Annotated in this window: 15 protein-coding genes (1 of these 15 only partly in view); 8 read left to right on the plus strand and 7 right to left on the minus strand. The window is 46.3% G+C overall.

Annotation, left to right across the window (positions count from 1 at the left end):
* Positions 1-111, plus strand: partial view of a sphingomyelin phosphodiesterase gene (sph, locus tag LEP1GSC052_RS13385; RefSeq protein ID WP_020986124.1) — the end only. 1,572 nt of this gene lie to the left of the window's left edge; 111 of the gene's 1,683 nt are visible here — the last part of the coding sequence; the start codon falls outside the window, past its left edge; it ends in the stop codon at positions 109-111.
* A 104-nt stretch (positions 112-215) separates the two neighbouring features.
* Positions 216-824, plus strand: a complete 609-nt coding sequence (locus tag LEP1GSC052_RS13390; protein ID WP_135608292.1) for a glycosyltransferase — start codon at positions 216-218, stop codon at positions 822-824.
* Between the two features lie 3 nt (positions 825-827).
* On the opposite strand, the gene LEP1GSC052_RS13395 is transcribed toward LEP1GSC052_RS13390, so the two are convergent.
* Both LEP1GSC052_RS13395 and LEP1GSC052_RS13400 read right to left on the minus strand, forming a co-directional pair.
* Positions 828-1,457, minus strand: a complete 630-nt coding sequence (locus tag LEP1GSC052_RS13395) for a CDGSH iron-sulfur domain-containing protein (RefSeq protein ID WP_010573741.1) — start codon at positions 1,455-1,457, stop codon at positions 828-830.
* 124 nt (positions 1,458-1,581) lie between these two features.
* Positions 1,582-2,586 (minus strand): hypothetical protein, encoded by a 1,005-nt coding sequence (locus LEP1GSC052_RS13400; protein ID WP_010573740.1) that lies wholly within the window; start codon positions 2,584-2,586, stop codon positions 1,582-1,584.
* A 562-nt stretch (positions 2,587-3,148) separates the two neighbouring features.
* Here LEP1GSC052_RS13400 and LEP1GSC052_RS13410 point away from each other — a divergent pair.
* The gene (locus tag LEP1GSC052_RS13410; RefSeq protein WP_010573738.1) at positions 3,149-5,449 is read left to right on the plus strand and encodes a neutral/alkaline non-lysosomal ceramidase N-terminal domain-containing protein; all 2,301 of its coding nucleotides are present in this window, start codon (positions 3,149-3,151) and stop codon (positions 5,447-5,449) included.
* 72 nt (positions 5,450-5,521) lie between these two features.
* Here the strand turns inward: LEP1GSC052_RS13410 and LEP1GSC052_RS13415 are convergent, their stop codons facing one another.
* Both LEP1GSC052_RS13415 and LEP1GSC052_RS13420 read right to left on the minus strand, forming a co-directional pair.
* On the minus strand, positions 5,522-6,142 hold the full coding sequence (locus LEP1GSC052_RS13415; protein ID WP_010573737.1) for a trimeric intracellular cation channel family protein: 621 nt from the start codon (positions 6,140-6,142) through the stop codon (positions 5,522-5,524).
* 2 nt (positions 6,143-6,144) lie between these two features.
* The gene (locus LEP1GSC052_RS13420) at positions 6,145-6,834 is read right to left on the minus strand and encodes an HAD-IA family hydrolase (RefSeq protein WP_010573736.1); all 690 of its coding nucleotides are present in this window, start codon (positions 6,832-6,834) and stop codon (positions 6,145-6,147) included.
* Positions 6,835-6,939: 105 nt separating this feature from the next.
* Here LEP1GSC052_RS13420 and LEP1GSC052_RS13425 point away from each other — a divergent pair, with 105 nt between their 5' ends.
* From LEP1GSC052_RS13425 to LEP1GSC052_RS13435, 3 genes are all read left to right on the plus strand, one after another.
* A complete protein-coding gene (locus tag LEP1GSC052_RS13425; RefSeq protein WP_010573735.1) occupies positions 6,940-7,635 on the plus strand; it encodes a DJ-1/PfpI family protein in 696 nt (231 codons plus the stop codon).
* A gap of 221 nt (positions 7,636-7,856) precedes the next feature.
* Positions 7,857-8,846, plus strand: coding sequence for an aldo/keto reductase (locus LEP1GSC052_RS13430; protein WP_010573734.1), 990 nt, complete (start codon positions 7,857-7,859; stop codon positions 8,844-8,846).
* 3 nt (positions 8,847-8,849) lie between these two features.
* Positions 8,850-9,452: a TetR/AcrR family transcriptional regulator gene (locus LEP1GSC052_RS13435; RefSeq protein ID WP_010573733.1), complete on the plus strand. Its 603-nt coding sequence runs from the start codon at positions 8,850-8,852 to the stop codon at positions 9,450-9,452.
* A 51-nt stretch (positions 9,453-9,503) separates the two neighbouring features.
* Here LEP1GSC052_RS13435 and LEP1GSC052_RS13440 read toward each other — a convergent pair whose 3' ends face one another.
* Positions 9,504-10,718 (minus strand): serine hydrolase domain-containing protein, encoded by a 1,215-nt coding sequence (locus LEP1GSC052_RS13440; protein ID WP_010573732.1) that lies wholly within the window; start codon positions 10,716-10,718, stop codon positions 9,504-9,506.
* Positions 10,719-10,901: 183 nt separating this feature from the next.
* Between LEP1GSC052_RS13440 and LEP1GSC052_RS13445 the strand changes: the two genes are divergently transcribed.
* Entirely contained in the window at positions 10,902-11,384 is a 483-nt protein-coding gene (locus tag LEP1GSC052_RS13445; RefSeq protein WP_010573731.1) for an LIC_10730 family protein, read from the plus strand.
* A gap of 117 nt (positions 11,385-11,501) precedes the next feature.
* The gene (cutA, locus tag LEP1GSC052_RS13450; protein WP_010573730.1) at positions 11,502-11,834 is read left to right on the plus strand and encodes a divalent-cation tolerance protein CutA; all 333 of its coding nucleotides are present in this window, start codon (positions 11,502-11,504) and stop codon (positions 11,832-11,834) included.
* Positions 11,835-11,885: 51 nt separating this feature from the next.
* Here the strand turns inward: cutA and LEP1GSC052_RS13455 are convergent, their stop codons facing one another.
* Together LEP1GSC052_RS13455 and uvrB are read right to left on the minus strand one after the other, a co-directional pair.
* The gene (locus tag LEP1GSC052_RS13455) at positions 11,886-12,485 is read right to left on the minus strand and encodes a rhomboid family intramembrane serine protease (RefSeq protein WP_010573729.1); all 600 of its coding nucleotides are present in this window, start codon (positions 12,483-12,485) and stop codon (positions 11,886-11,888) included.
* 17 nt (positions 12,486-12,502) lie between these two features.
* Positions 12,503-14,503, minus strand: coding sequence for an excinuclease ABC subunit UvrB (gene uvrB, locus LEP1GSC052_RS13460; protein ID WP_010573728.1), 2,001 nt, complete (start codon positions 14,501-14,503; stop codon positions 12,503-12,505).
* Between the last annotated feature and the right edge of the window lies 1 nt (position 14,504).

The raw sequence follows: 14,504 nt of genomic DNA on the forward strand, positions 1-14,504 counted from the left end.
ACGAACTCCGTGGGTCCGAGGGAAACGTTTTATCTTCGTTTGAATTCTTCCCCGGCGAAAGATTGGAGCGGAGATTTGATTTATCCTCCGGCTTCGACGATTCTTCCGTGAAAGAATTTCAGCGAACCGGCTCTGCGTTTAAGGAATAAAATCCGGAACCGATTCGAAACAAAAATGGATAGCCTGCGGATTCCAAGATTCTAAATTGAATCCCGATGAAGCAGGTTTCCGTAATCATCCCAGTCTTACGATCTGACTCGGGTTGTGAAAAATTATTGGAAGAACTTCCCTCTTTGATCCCGAACGATTGGGAAATCGTCGTATCCGAATCGAACGGAAACGAAAACCGCGCCCAAACGTTAAACGAAGGAGTTCGAAAATCAAAGGGAGAATTTCTTTGGTTTCTTCACGGAGACAGCAGGATCGATTCTTACGGAATTGGAATATTACAAAAATCGATTCTTCATTATCCGGAGAAACTGCATTACTTTAAATTACGTTTTTATCCGAATCGTTTTCTGATGAGAATCAACGCAAACGGAGCCAATCTTCGATCCCGGCTTTTGAATTCTCCGTTCGGCGATCAAGGGCTTTGTATTCGAAGGGAGAATTTTTTCAAGTGCGGTTGCTTTGACGAAACCGCTCCGTACGGCGAGGATCTTTTATTCGTATGGACCGCGCAGGAAAACGGGATTCGATTAAACCGACTCGACGCGTATTTGGAAACGAGCGATCGCAAATATCAGAAGAACGGCTGGCTCAGGATCACTTTGCTTCATCAATATCTTTATTGGAAACTCGCCGTCTCGCATTTTTGGAAATAAATTCTAACCTTGAAATCCGTTTTTCTTATGCGTTCCGTCGCAAAAAGGTTTGTTTGCGGAGCCGCCGCATCGACACAAATAAGCCTCTTGAACCCGATCGATCGTCCTTCCCGTTCCCGAACAGATTTCCAAATTCCCGCTCACTTTCAAAGGTCCGTTGTGAGTCGGTTTGATCGTAACCTTACCGTTTCTGATTTCCAACGGAGAAGAATCCTTGGTCAAAGGTTCGCCCGAAGCGGAAAATTGAATTTCCTTGTGGGTCGAATCGCAAAAGGGTTTGTTTTTGGAAGCTCCGCAACGGCACAACGTTATGCGAAACCCTAAATCGTTTTGACCGGTCAGATCTAAATCCGCGTGAAACGCGAGAGGCCCGTTCTCCCTTATATGAACCGTGTTTACGACGGGAGCTTTTTCGTTTTCGAATTCGTTTTTACTCGTATATCGAATCGCGCCGGACGGACAATTCAACGCGAGATTTTGAATCTCACCGGCGGTCGCTCGATCGGGATAAATCCATTCTCCTTCCACGTTCGGAACAAAAACGTCCGGTCGATTGAGAACGCAATTTCTAGAATGAATGCACTTTTTACCGTCGAATTGAATCGTTATATTCTTACCGGAAACGGTTTCCATATTCTTACTCCTCGTTTGAGAATGAGAAGTATAACCGATATTTAAAATATTCCAATCTGAATGCACGGATTTTGATAGGTTTCTTCCCGACGGTTTTTCGATTTCGCATTATTATTTTATCTTTTTACGCTTCCGGTTTCATTCCGTGGGAAAAATCGTCCGTTAAGATTTCAAAGGCGGCTTTTCGGTTTGCGGTGAGTTTGAAAAAGTTTACATCCTCTTTTCTTTTTACGAACACTTCGGCGCTTGCGATCTTACTGTTCAAACAATGTTTCCAACCTCCGGGCGGATTCCAATACTGAAGACAAGCGAAGTCTTTCGGTTCGGCGAAAATTCTTCCCTGAATCTGAATCTCCGGCGAACGCGCGGAAAAATTCCAATCGAAGTAACCGTATTTCGCCCTTCCGAATCCGGATAAAGGATGATTGAGTTTGTAATCCTTTCCTCGAAAACGAAACACGATCGGAGTGATCGCGGGAGTCCAAAACGGTCCGATCTTCAACTTTGCGGTCGCGAGTTCCAAAAAAGAATCCGATTCTTCCTCGAAACCTACGACTTGTCCCCAAGCGTATCGATCGGTATGTTTGGATCCCCAGTTGTGATTGTGACTTCCGATCCAATTCTCGAGTTTGATTTCCTCCGATCCTACATTCAACTTTCCTGATATACGAACCCAAGGATTTCCCACCAAAACTTTCGCTTTCGGAAATCCGCCCTCGTATAAATTTTCAGGAAACAAAAAAAGCGGAGGACTTCCTCCGGAAATTTTCAGATCCCAGAAAAAATTCTCGGGTCCTTTTTTATTTCCGGCCTTTCCTTTCAGATGAGAATCGGAAAGTTCCGAATCGCCGATTCGAATCGACAAAGGACTCGCATCGAACTGACAGCGGGAAATCGGGAACTCCGATTTGGATACGAAGTGAACGTTCTTATCTCCGTCGAAATAAATCGCCCACAATTCTCCGATCGCTTTTTCCGGATTTCCTTTCGGAGAAAAAATCGTATAACGGATCCAGACCGCCTTACATTCGTTCGGATGATTGGCGCGCACGAACCAACTTTCGTAATGTCCGGTCGGATCGTTCGGTTTAAATCTTGGATGATTGAAATTGGATAGGATTGCGCTCATGGTTTCCTCAAATCGAAATGGTTCCGACTCTTATAAGAGAATCCATTTCCTCCTCAAGTAGAATTCTAACGTTTTTGAGGGATTTTTATAGCTTCGATTTCGATGTAGTTTTTTATCCAAACGTTTCAAGGGAGAATTTTCGCGCTTCAAAATTCCTTCCGAAACTCGATCCAATCCCGATTTGAGCTTGTTCCGAACCGACTCTTCGACTTGAAAGAACAAACCAATGCAAAAGTTCGGGGCGCAGACGTTGTCGTTTTAAAATTATATTCCATTTTTTGAATATAATTTGATTCGATTGAAACTTTTTACTTGATTTCAAATTCGATCGATATAAAATCGAGATCCAAAATGCGCTTTTAAAATTCCTTTTCCTTACTTCGATTATTCTCCACTTATATTCCGATTATATTATGAGTTTTTAAAGCGACGAACTCGTTCGAAAATACATTCCTTTTCGTTTCCTTTTTTATCGAACGCTTGAATTTTACGCCTAATTTTAATTTTTGTTTGACCTTCCTTGAATTTCGGATACGCCTCCAAGAGTTCGGGAGAAATAAAAATGAAAAAAGAGAATTGGAAAATCGCGCTTATAATTTCGGTTTGTTTTACGTTTGCGGATTGTTCCGAAAAGAAAAACGACAACGACGCAATCTTAACGTTGTTAAACGAAGGAGTCGCTTCCGCAAATCTAAACGATCGCAGACCGATCGACGGACAAACGCTGTTGACGTCGACCGCACCCGACGTATTCTTAGTGGGCGCGTCGAAATCAGATATCACGGGACCTTTCGTTCAATCGAGCACCGGTTACAACAGCCCGGGAGATCAAATGTCCGGCTTGGCGATGCGTCTTTTTTCAAGAGCCTTTGTCATCGAACGTCCGGGCGGCAAGGTCGTCGCGATTGTGACGAACGATATGCTTCATATGTATCAAAGCGTGAAGATGGGAGTCGTTCAAAAACTACAAACGGACGGTTACGGTTCCGTATTCAATCAAGAGAACGTGGTTCTTTTCGCGACACACACTCACTCGGCTCCGTCCAACACTTCTTGGTACACTCTATTCAATCTTTTCAACGGAGTCGTGGGCTTCGATAAGGTTCATTACAATATTCTTGTAAACGGAATCACCGATGCGATCAAAACCGCTTACAATCAAAGAAGGGAAGCGAGAATTCGTTTCGCATCCGGAATTCTCGTAGGCGCCGCGCACAACCGTTCTTCCGCCGCGTACGAATGGAACGGAGACAAATCGAATTATTCCAAAAACATAGAAGAGACGATGACTCTTTTGCGTTTCGAAACGACGGACGGGACTCCGATCGGGCTTATCAACTGGTTCGCCGTCCACGGAACTTCCTTGGGAATTTCCAATCGAAGAGCGCACGGCGACAACAAAGGATACGCTTCCCATCTTGTCGAAACGACGATGGGAAATAATTTCGTGGCCGCGTTTCCGCAAGGACCGATGGGAGATTCGAGTCCGAACCAACCCAATCCGACCGATATTACGAAACCCTTTCTCAGACCGAACGACTTGGATCCGAACTTGGACGCTCTGGAGAATCCGATCGTTCACGGAACTCTTCAAGGAAACAAAGCGCTCGAATTGTATAACTCGGCGACGACCGCGATTACGGGTAACGTAGGTTATAGACATTCTCACGTAACCTGGAATCAAAAGATCGGCGTCGATCCCGCGTATATCGGCGCAAACAGTATGCCTTGGGACGGCGCTTCCGGCGCGACAACGTGTGTCGCGACGATCGGAGGAGGTTTTCTCGCAGGCGACGAAGAAGGCGCGCCCGTCGAGTTCGCAAAGGAAGGAGAGATTCGAAACGATTTCGTTTTAGAAAACGGGGTCTGGGTAAAAAAGAATTACAGTCTCACCAACTTAAGCGGAGCCGCGCAGATTTTGGGAGTGCTCTGGCCTCTCGCACAACTCGCGTTAAACTCCACGAAGTATGAAGGTTGCGATAAGGAGAAGTTCACTCTTCTTCCCGTGGGAGAAGTGGATAGTTTTTGGTTTCCGAATCCTCAGGTTCCGTTTGTTCCCGTGATTCTTCCCTTACAAGTGATCACGATCGGTAACACCGCGATTCTTACTTCTCCGTTCGAAATCACGACACAAGCGGGAAGAAGATTGAAGAATAGAATCTCATCCACACTTTCCGGCGCCGGTTATTCGAACGTGATCGTCTCCGCGATGGCAAACGGTTACGCGCAGTATTTAACGACCAGGGAAGAATATTCCGCGCAGAATTTCGAAGGAGGTTTTACCGCATACGGACCTTGGTCGAACGCCGCGCTCCAACAGGAATTCGATCGGATCGCAAAGGACATCGTCGCGGGAAGAAACACAAATCCCGGACCGAATCCTCCCGATCTTTCCAATCAACAGTTCATTCAAACCTGGTTGTCTCAGAACGGAATCGTGAACGACGGCGGAGATTTCGGAAAGGTTTTGGCGGACGTAAAGACTTCGTATAACAAAACCAAGGACGTAGTCAGCGCGAAGTTTCAAGGAACTCATCCTCGAGTGGTTCAAGACAAAAAGTTGTACGGAACGCTTTCTTCCTTTTACGATCCAAGCCGTTATACGTATCTCGAGATCCAAAAGAAAAACGGAAGTCAGTGGACTACGATCGCGACGGACAACGATCCTTATACCGCCTTCGATTGGGTAAGAACCGGAGGGGATCTTTCTCCCACTTCGGAAGTTACGATCACCTGGCTTGTGCGGAATCAAACTCCGGGAACGTATAGAATCGTCTACAACGGACTCGCGAAACAATTCTGGTTGTTCCTTTGGACTTACAAAAAAGTGACCGGTATTTCGAAAGAATTCGTTTTGCAGTAGCGAACGAAAAATCGAAACGTCGACGAAGAACTTTATGATTTTCGAATATAAAATTCTCGTCGACGAAACGTTTCACTGCGGAAGTCGAAAGGTGGGAAGCGAAAGATTAAACCGAACCGCGACGATTCGGATCAAAACCACAAGACAAACGGAGAGACCGGTGTTCCAATCGGAATTCACATTCAAATATCCTAATAAAACGTAAAGGGTGGCTCCGGCCAAACAAGCCGTCGCGTAAATTTCCTTACGAAAGATCAAAGGAACCTCGTTGATCAAAGTATCGCGGATCACTCCGCCGAAAATCGCGGAGATCATCCCCAAGATCACGGATCCGAACGGATTGACTCCCGTTGCCAAAGAAATTTTCGTTCCGATCACCGTGTAAATTCCGATTCCGATCGAATCAAAAACGAAAAGTTCCCGTTTCAGTTTGGGCCAATAGTTCGCGAACAGAAGTGTGATTACGAAACCGATCAAGATCGCCCAAAGGACGTTTTCATCCCGAACCCAAGCGACCGGATAATTTCCGAGTGTGATGTCTCGAAGAGTTCCGCCGCCGATCGCCGTAATAAAACCCGTAAAAAACGCGCTGAAGATATCGTGATGATGACTTTTCTTTTCGGCGGCGGCCAAAGCACCCGAAAGAGCGAAAAATCCTACCCCGATCAATTCTATGTAATACGATAAGTCCATTCTTAAAGAAGACGAATCAACTCCGAAAGCGAATTCAAATCTCCTTCCTCTTTTTTTAGATACGATCTCCATCCGAGAGATTTGGGAACGGCCACGTCCAAGTCGTATTTATCTCCGCAGTACACCAAAGATTTTCCGGGAAGATCGACGAGACGCATCGCTTCTTCGAAAATTTTCGGAGAAGGTTTTTCATATCCGAACTCCGCGCTTACGATCACTGGATTCAAATGTTCTAATATACCTTTCGCTTCCAAAAGCGCACGCAGACGATGATCCCAATTGGAAATCACTCCGAGTCCCCAATTCTCCTTCTTACAAAAATCCTTGAGCTCCCAAAAGCCCGGATCCACGTTCCAAAGTTCCGGATCGGCAAATCTATGATAGATGATGGGAAAGGCCGTTTCAAGCGAAACACGATCGGGAATTCTTTCCAAAAAATCGGAAAGCAAATCCTTCCACCAACCCGGCGTTCCTCCGGGATGAAACTGATATTTGTCCCTGTGTTCCGGCGGCGAATTCTCGTGCATCTTATGCCAGGATTCGGAGAAAGCCTTTCTATAAATCTCTCCCGCGTTTTTCTCTTCTTTCAATCCCGCTTCCAAAAGAATTTCGAGATAGGTTTCGCCCGCGGATTTTTTTAAATGAAGAATCGTGTCGCCCACGTCGAGGAATAGATATTTATCATAACTCACGGACTTAGTTTTGAACGCCCCTTCGTTTTTGCATCAAGGTTTCGAAAAGAATTCGGATTCAAAAATGACTTGTAAGTCGCGTTTTAGAATTCATGCTCTGTTGTTATGCCAGGTTCAAATTTTTCGATCGGAATCTTTATCTTTCCCGGTGTGACTCAACTCGACTTCACCGGACCTTTCGAGGTGTTCTCGAGAATCCCGAACGCGAAGGTTTTTTTATTCGCCCAAACGAAAGGACCGATCACTACAGAATCGGGAATGAAATTTCTTCCCGATTACGATTTTGCTACTTGTCCCGATCTTGATATTCTTCTCGTTCCGGGCGGTTCGGGTACGACTCTTCTGATGGAAGAATTCGAAGTTTTGGATTTTCTAAAATCGAAAGCGGAGAATTCCAAATTCATCACTTCGGTTTGTACGGGTTCCTTGGTTCTTGCGGCCGCCGGTCTTTTGGACGGTTACAAGGCGACGACTCATTGGCTTTCTTTGGATGTCTTAAAATTATTTCCGGTTCAGATTTCGGGAGAACGTTTCGTGAGAGACCGCAACCGAATCACCGGCGGCGGAGTTACTGCGGGAATCGACTTTGCTCTTTTTCTCACCGCGGAATTTTTCGGTACGGAACTCGCCGAGGAAATCCAATTGATGATCGAATACAACCCCGCACCTCCGTTCACTTCGGGTCATCCCACGACCGCGACCTCTCATCTTGTGGAAAAGGTAAAGGTCAGTCGGGAAACCGCCCAGAATCGCAGAAAGGCCGCCGCCATCCGCGTTTTAGAAGCAAGAACTAAAAATTAAGGGAGAATGTAGGATCTCCTACGTTCTCTCCGCAAAGATCCCCGAGATTTCCGAGAAACCACCGACCTTCCGGAAATTTGTGGGAACTCTTACAAATTCCGCCCAGGCACACGGTCATTCCTCCCCCAATTGCTCAATCCCCGACTTTTCTCGTTGCGATTTTCTACTTGACTTTGGTTACAAATTTCATATTTTGTTACTTGTAACCAAAGGAGAATCAGATGAAGCAAAGAAAACTAGGAAATCAAGGTCCTCTCGTTTCGGAAATCGGACTGGGTTGTATGGGAATGTCGGACTTCTACGGGACCAAGGAAACCCGGGACAGGGCCGAAAGTCTCCGTACGATTCACGCCGCTCTCGACGCGGGAATCAATCTTCTCAACACCGGCGACTTTTACGGAATCGGTCACAACGAACTTTTGATCGCAGAAGCGTTAAAAACCGTTTCGAACAAACCTCTGATCAGCGTGAAGTTCGGCGCGATGAGAACTCCGCAAGGCGGATTCACCGGATACGACGCAAGACCGAACGCGGTGAAGAATTTTGCGGCGTATTCTTTGACAAGACTCGGAGTGGAAGCGATCGACATCTATCAACCCTCGCGCGTCGATCCAACCGTTCCGATCGAAGACACGGTGGGCGCGATCAAAGAACTTATCGAAGAAGGAAAGGTGCGTTATCTCGGTTTGTCCGAAGCGAATCCGGAGAACATAAGACGCGCGCATAAAATTCATCCTGTGACCGCTCTCGAAATCGAATACTCGCTCGCGACAAGATTGATCGAAAAGGAGATTCTTTCGACGGCGCGGGAACTCGGAATCGGAATCGTCGCTTACGGAGTTTTATCCAGAGGACTTCTTTCCGGAAAAATTTCGGGCGCGTTGGAAACGGGAGATTTTAGATCCCATTCTCCCCGCTTTATGGGAAAAAACCTTGAATCCAATTTGGAGCAAGTCAATGTGCTTCAAGAACTCGCAAAGGAAAAAAACTGCAGTCCCGCACAACTCGCCATCGCTTGGGTGCTTCGTCAAGGAAACGATATCGTTCCTTTGATCGGCTCCACAAGAACGAGTAGCTTGAAAGAAAACTTAGGAGCGATCTCCATCGAACTTTCCAAGGAAGAATTAAAAAGAATCTCCGATTCTTTTCCGGACGGTTCGTTTCAAGGAGAACGTTATCCGGCCTTTCAGATGCAGACCGTAGCCAAATGAATTATGCCCAGAACAGGCTTAACGCCGGAAGAACTTTATAACAAGGCGCTCGATTCTACGGAAGAAGAAATCCGAAAGAACGGAGTCGAGCGTCTTAAGCTGACGGACATCGCAAGGGAACTCAAGGTAAGTCACGCCGCTTTGTATAAATTCTTTTCGGACAAACAGTCCCTTCTGGACGAGGTTTCCAAAAGATGGTTGGATCGAATCGACCGCGAGCTGGAAAAAATTTCCAAGAAGGACGCGCCCGTCGAGGCGATTCTTTCCGAATGGTTCATGACCTTGCATTTGATGAAACGCGAAAAAGTCTTATCGGATCCGAGACTTTTCAACGCGTTCAATCTTTCCGCGGAAAAAACGAGACCCTTCGTGGTTTCCCATCTCACTCACATGGACGTGTTGCTTACCGAACTGGTCGATAAGGGAATTTCCTCGGGAATCTTTTTTTGTTCGAACGCAAAGGAAGGCGCGAGAATTCTTTTTGAAGGAACTGCTTCGTTCCACCATCCGCGTTTGGTTTTGGAATCGATCGACCAAGATCGCAGAGAAGCGTTAAACGCGCTTCTAAGAACACTGATCGCCGGATTGAAAACGAAAAACCCCTGAGCCTTTGCAGGCCCGACCTGATACTTACGTACTCCGGAATATTCTTATTTTCTAATGTTTCGAATGATGAATCAGGTGAGGTTCGTCCAAATCCTTCCAGAGCGCGGCGTTGCCGATCGTGATCGATGCCTCGTGGATTTCCTTTAGGAACTCCGCTTCCTTTTCCGGATTTTTTTTCTTATCCTTAGAATCCAAGGATTCCTTTACGCTCGCGAGAATCTTATCCAAAAGAAAACTGATCGGCTTGTCCCAGATCGCGGAAGTGGTTACGATCACCATTCTTCTGTGAGGAATCACATACACGAACTGACTTCCTTTTCCGTTCGCCATAAACGTTTTTTTACCTTCGAACTGATGCGTCCAAAGTTGATAACCGTAGTGCTGTCCGGCTCCGGGTTGGAGCGCTTGTTTGATCCATTCGGGTTTGAGAATTTTTTTGCCCCTATAATTTCCGTTGTCCAAGTATAAGATCCCGAGCTTCAACATATCCACGGGCTTGAGTCTCAAACCGAATCCGGCCGTTTGTCTTCCCGATGGAGAAGTGTACCATTCGTAACCCTTGAAGTCGAGCCAAGAGAACAAAGTCTTCTCCGCAAAATGAAGAAGGGTCGTACCCGCTTTGTTTTCCAAAACGGCCGCAGCCAGTTGAGAATCTCCGTTGCTATAATCGAACTTCGTTCCGGGTTTATCCTTCACTTCGGGTAACAACGCGATGACGAGCGGATCTTCGGCCGTTCTGATATCGTCTCTTTCGGGGAACTCGGACCAACGCATTCCCGACGCCATGTGGAGAACGTCTCTGAGCTTGAGGGATTCCTTACCTTCGATCAAAGGAAAGGGAAGATTGCCGAGAGAACGCAAAGAGTTCATTACGGGTTCGTCCACGTTTTTGAGAATTCCTTCGAAGTTTAAGATGCCGAGTAACGTGGACGTTACGGTTTTTGTAACCGAATAAACGCTGTGATTGTGATTGCGGGTCACACCTCCCGCATAACGTTCCATGACGAGTTTTCCGTCTTTAAAAATCAATAGGGAACGAACCTCGATTCCTTCTTCACGAATCGATTTTGATAAACGAAGTAAGGGCGCGGAATCCAAACCGGCTTCTTCGGGAAGTGCGATCGCAAATCCTTCGAACGGAGTACGATCGAGCTGTTTCGGTGCAAAAGAACGAACCGTACTTTTTAAAGCGACTTCTCCCTCGTGACCGACGGAGGCGCAGGAAAGAATCAATCCGATCCAAATTAGAAAAAGCCAAATTCTCATACTATCACTCACTCTTTTTTTCAACACGTTCTAATCGATTCTTTTTCTTTCGTGCCGCCATTTTTTGAAATTTATTGAACGATCAAGAAATTCAACAAATTGCACGTTTACTTAGCGATCTTCTAACCCGGAATTTGATTGGCTTTTTTCTCCGCATTTGAGAGAATTTAGAAAGACCTTCTTATGAACTCCAAGTTCGTTCTTCATTCTTTTTTGATCTGTCTTTTGACGATCTCGATCGTAAACGTAAACTGTTTGGTGCGAGTCGATTGGGACAATCCGAATCAGAAGCCCGTTAAAAAGGCCCCTTCTCCCGATGCGTTTCCCACGGCCGAAGACGCCAACCTAACGCAGGTCGAACGAGCGCGATTGATCCGAGAAGGAAAAAGAATCGGCCTTTCACCCGAAGGACTCGAACTCGTTCACGGTCAGAGCTCCGGTTATTCTTACGAGAACGCGTGCACGCAACTTTTAGCGAAGTGTCAGACGAATTGTATGGAAGAATGGTATCCGTTCACTTCGATCTTTCTTCCGGTGATCGGCTACAGAAGCGCCAAACAAAGACAGTGTATGGATCGTTGTAATCAATTCTGCAAACTTCCGAGCAGAATACTTTCCGGCGAAACGAGCACCACACCCACGACTCCCGGCCCGCAATCTCAATGAGAATTTTCTAATTTAGAATTCGGTTTCGGAACAAGACGCAAAAATCATTTCGCTTTAACGGTTAAAAACTTCTTGCCAATCCGTGGAAACCGCCGAATCTTTTCCTCCGGAGAAAATATGTCCAGTTCAAACGAGATTATCGTATTTACAACTCTGAGCGATCGGGATCTTGCTGAAATTCAGATTTCCGAGATGTTGCAGGAAGGAATCATCATTTCGGGAACGATTTTTCCCGAAGTTACCCTGATGTATCAATGGGATGGAAAGATCGCGATGGATACCGAAAACAAAATCATGATCAAAGCGAGATCCGATCAGTATCCGAAAATCGAGGAATACATCATGAAACATCATCCGTATCTCGCACCCGAGGTGATTAAGTTGGACGTAAGTTTCGGTTCGGATAACTACCGTAAGTTTATCAAGGCCAAAATCGAAAAGGCGGGATAAGTCCTTATTCCGCGTCCTTTCCAAGTCGGTTTAATACCGGAGAATTTTTCCTCAATCTCCGGCGCCGGAAATATTCTTCAGAACTCTTCCCAAAATTTCCGGGTCCATCAAAAGTGCAAACGCGATTCCGCATAACGCACCCCAAAGATGGGCGTCGTGATTGATTCCGTCCGCCGCTCCGCTTCTCGAGGAGAAATAGGTGTATGCGAGATACAAGACCGCGTAGATCGCGCCGGGAATCGGAATCGGTATAAACATCATATACAAGGACATATTCGGATAAAAAAGAATGGTCGCGAACAAAACGCCGCAGACTCCGCCGGAAGCGCCTAACGTGGCGTAGAGGGGATTGTCCAGATTCTTTCTCCAGGAAATGACGCTCGTGATCAGAATCGTTCCAAGATAAAAAAGAACGAATTTGATCGGACCCACGGTGATTTCCAAATTTCTGCCGAAAGAATAAAACGAAACCATATTGAAGATGAGATGCATCCAATCCGCGTGGATAAAACCGGACGTAAGAAGAGTGTAATAGTTCTTATTTCTTTCCAAACGATACGGGGTAAGAATGAACTTACCGAGTTTTTCTTCGGATGCGAAACACCAAACGCTCATACCGAACGTGACGAGACAGATGAGTATTGTGACCAAGATAAATTCCTTTCTTTTTAGTTTTCGGCCGACGCGTCGCCCGTTTGGATCGACATCATTTTATCCCGAAGGATGGCGGCCCTTTCAAAATCGAGATCTTTGGCGGCTTTGAGCATTTCTTCGCGGAGTTTGTCCTTCAATTCTTCCTTGTTCGGGAACTTCTTGGAATTGAATTTCTTTTCCACGTCTTCGAGGATCAGATCCTCCGAAGTCTGTTCCTTTTCCTCTCTTTCGATGATATCGGCGACTTCCTTTTTGATCGTAAGAGGAGTGATTCCGAATTTCAGGTTGTGTTCTTCCTGAATCTTTCTACGGCGCATCGTTTCGTCGATGGCCTTGGTCATGGAATCGGTCGTCTTATCCGCGTAAAGAATCGCGGTTCCGTTTACGTTACGAGCCGCGCGGCCTATCGTCTGTATGAGAGATTTATAATTTCTTAAAAACCCTTCTTTGTCCGCGTCGAGGATCGCGACCAAAGAAACCTCCGGAATATCAAGACCTTCCCGCAAAAGATTGATCCCGATCAAAACGTCGTAGATTCCCTTTCTCAAATCGCGGATGATCGCGACACGATCCAAGGTTTCCACCTCCGAATGAAGATACGCGACCTTCAATCCGATCTCTTCGTAGTAGTCGGTTAAATCTTCCGACATCTTTTTCGTAAGAGTCGTCACGAGCACGCGCTCACCGGCGTCGATTCTCTTGCGAATTTCAACGAGCAAATCTTCGATCTGATTTTTCGTAGGACGCACTTCCACGATCGGATCCAAAAGCCCCGTAGGACGGATGATCTGTTCCACGATCTTCGTGCTTTTTTCGAACTCGTATTCGGCGGGAGTAGCGGAAACATACAGAGTTTTCGGAGTCAAAGATTCGAACTCTTGAAAGTTGAGAGGTCTGTTGTCGAGCGCGCTCGGCAGACGAAAGCCGAAGTCGACTAACGTTTGTTTGCGGGCCTTGTCTCCCGCGAACATTCCTCCGATCTGAGGAATGGTAACGTGGGACTCGTCTACGATCAGTAAAAATTCTCCCTGAAAATAATCGATGAGACATGCGGGGCGTTCTCCGGCCTTTCTTCCCGTGAGATGTCTGGAATAGTTTTCGATTCCGTTGCAGTAACCCATCTCCTGAAGCATTTCCAGATCGTAATTCGTTCTGGAGGTGATTCTTTCGGCTTCGAGAAGTTTGTTGTTCTTTCTAAAAAAGTCAGCCTGCGCTTCGACTTCGGCGCGTATATTCTCCACCGCTTCCTTGACCTTCGGACCGGAAGTGATGAAGTGTTTGGCCGGATATATATAAGCTTTTTCTAATTTAAGAATCGTTTGTGCGGTCACGGGATTGATCCTGCTGATCGAATCGATCTCGTCCCCGAAAAATTCGATCCGGATTCCGTCGGTGTGATACGCGGGATAAATTTCGATCGAATCCCCGCGCACGCGGAAGTTTCCTCTCGAAAAATCTATGTCGTTCCGGTTGTATTGGATATGAAGAAGTTTGCGAATGACCGCGTCCCTTTCGACCGTGTCCCCTACTTTTAATGCGACAACGGAATTCGTATATTCTTCCGGAGAACCCAAACCGTAGATACAAGAAACGGAACTGACGATGACTACGTCCTCTCTTTCCAACAGGGAAGAAGTCGCGCGTAACCGAAGTTTGTCGATCTCCTCGTTGATGGAACTGTCCTTTTCGATAAACGTATCCGAGGAAGGAACGTAGGCTTCGGGTTGGTAATAATCGTAATAGGAAACGAAATACTCGACCGCGTTTTCGGGAAAGAATTCCTTAAATTCTCGGAAGAGCTGCGCCGCCAAAGTTTTGTTATGCGACAAGACCAGGGTGGGAAGCCCGAGATTCTGAATCACCTGGGCCATCGTAAAGGTTTTACCCGAGCCCGTGACTCCCACAAGAGTCACCTTGTCCTCTCCCTTTTGAAAGGAACCGGCGATGCTTTCGATCGCCTTAACCTGATCCCCTGCGGGTTGGTAAGCGGAATGAATTTTAAAAACGGATGCCATC

This window comes from Leptospira kmetyi serovar Malaysia str. Bejo-Iso9, from assembly GCF_000243735.2.
Classification (GTDB): domain Bacteria; phylum Spirochaetota; class Leptospiria; order Leptospirales; family Leptospiraceae; genus Leptospira; species Leptospira kmetyi.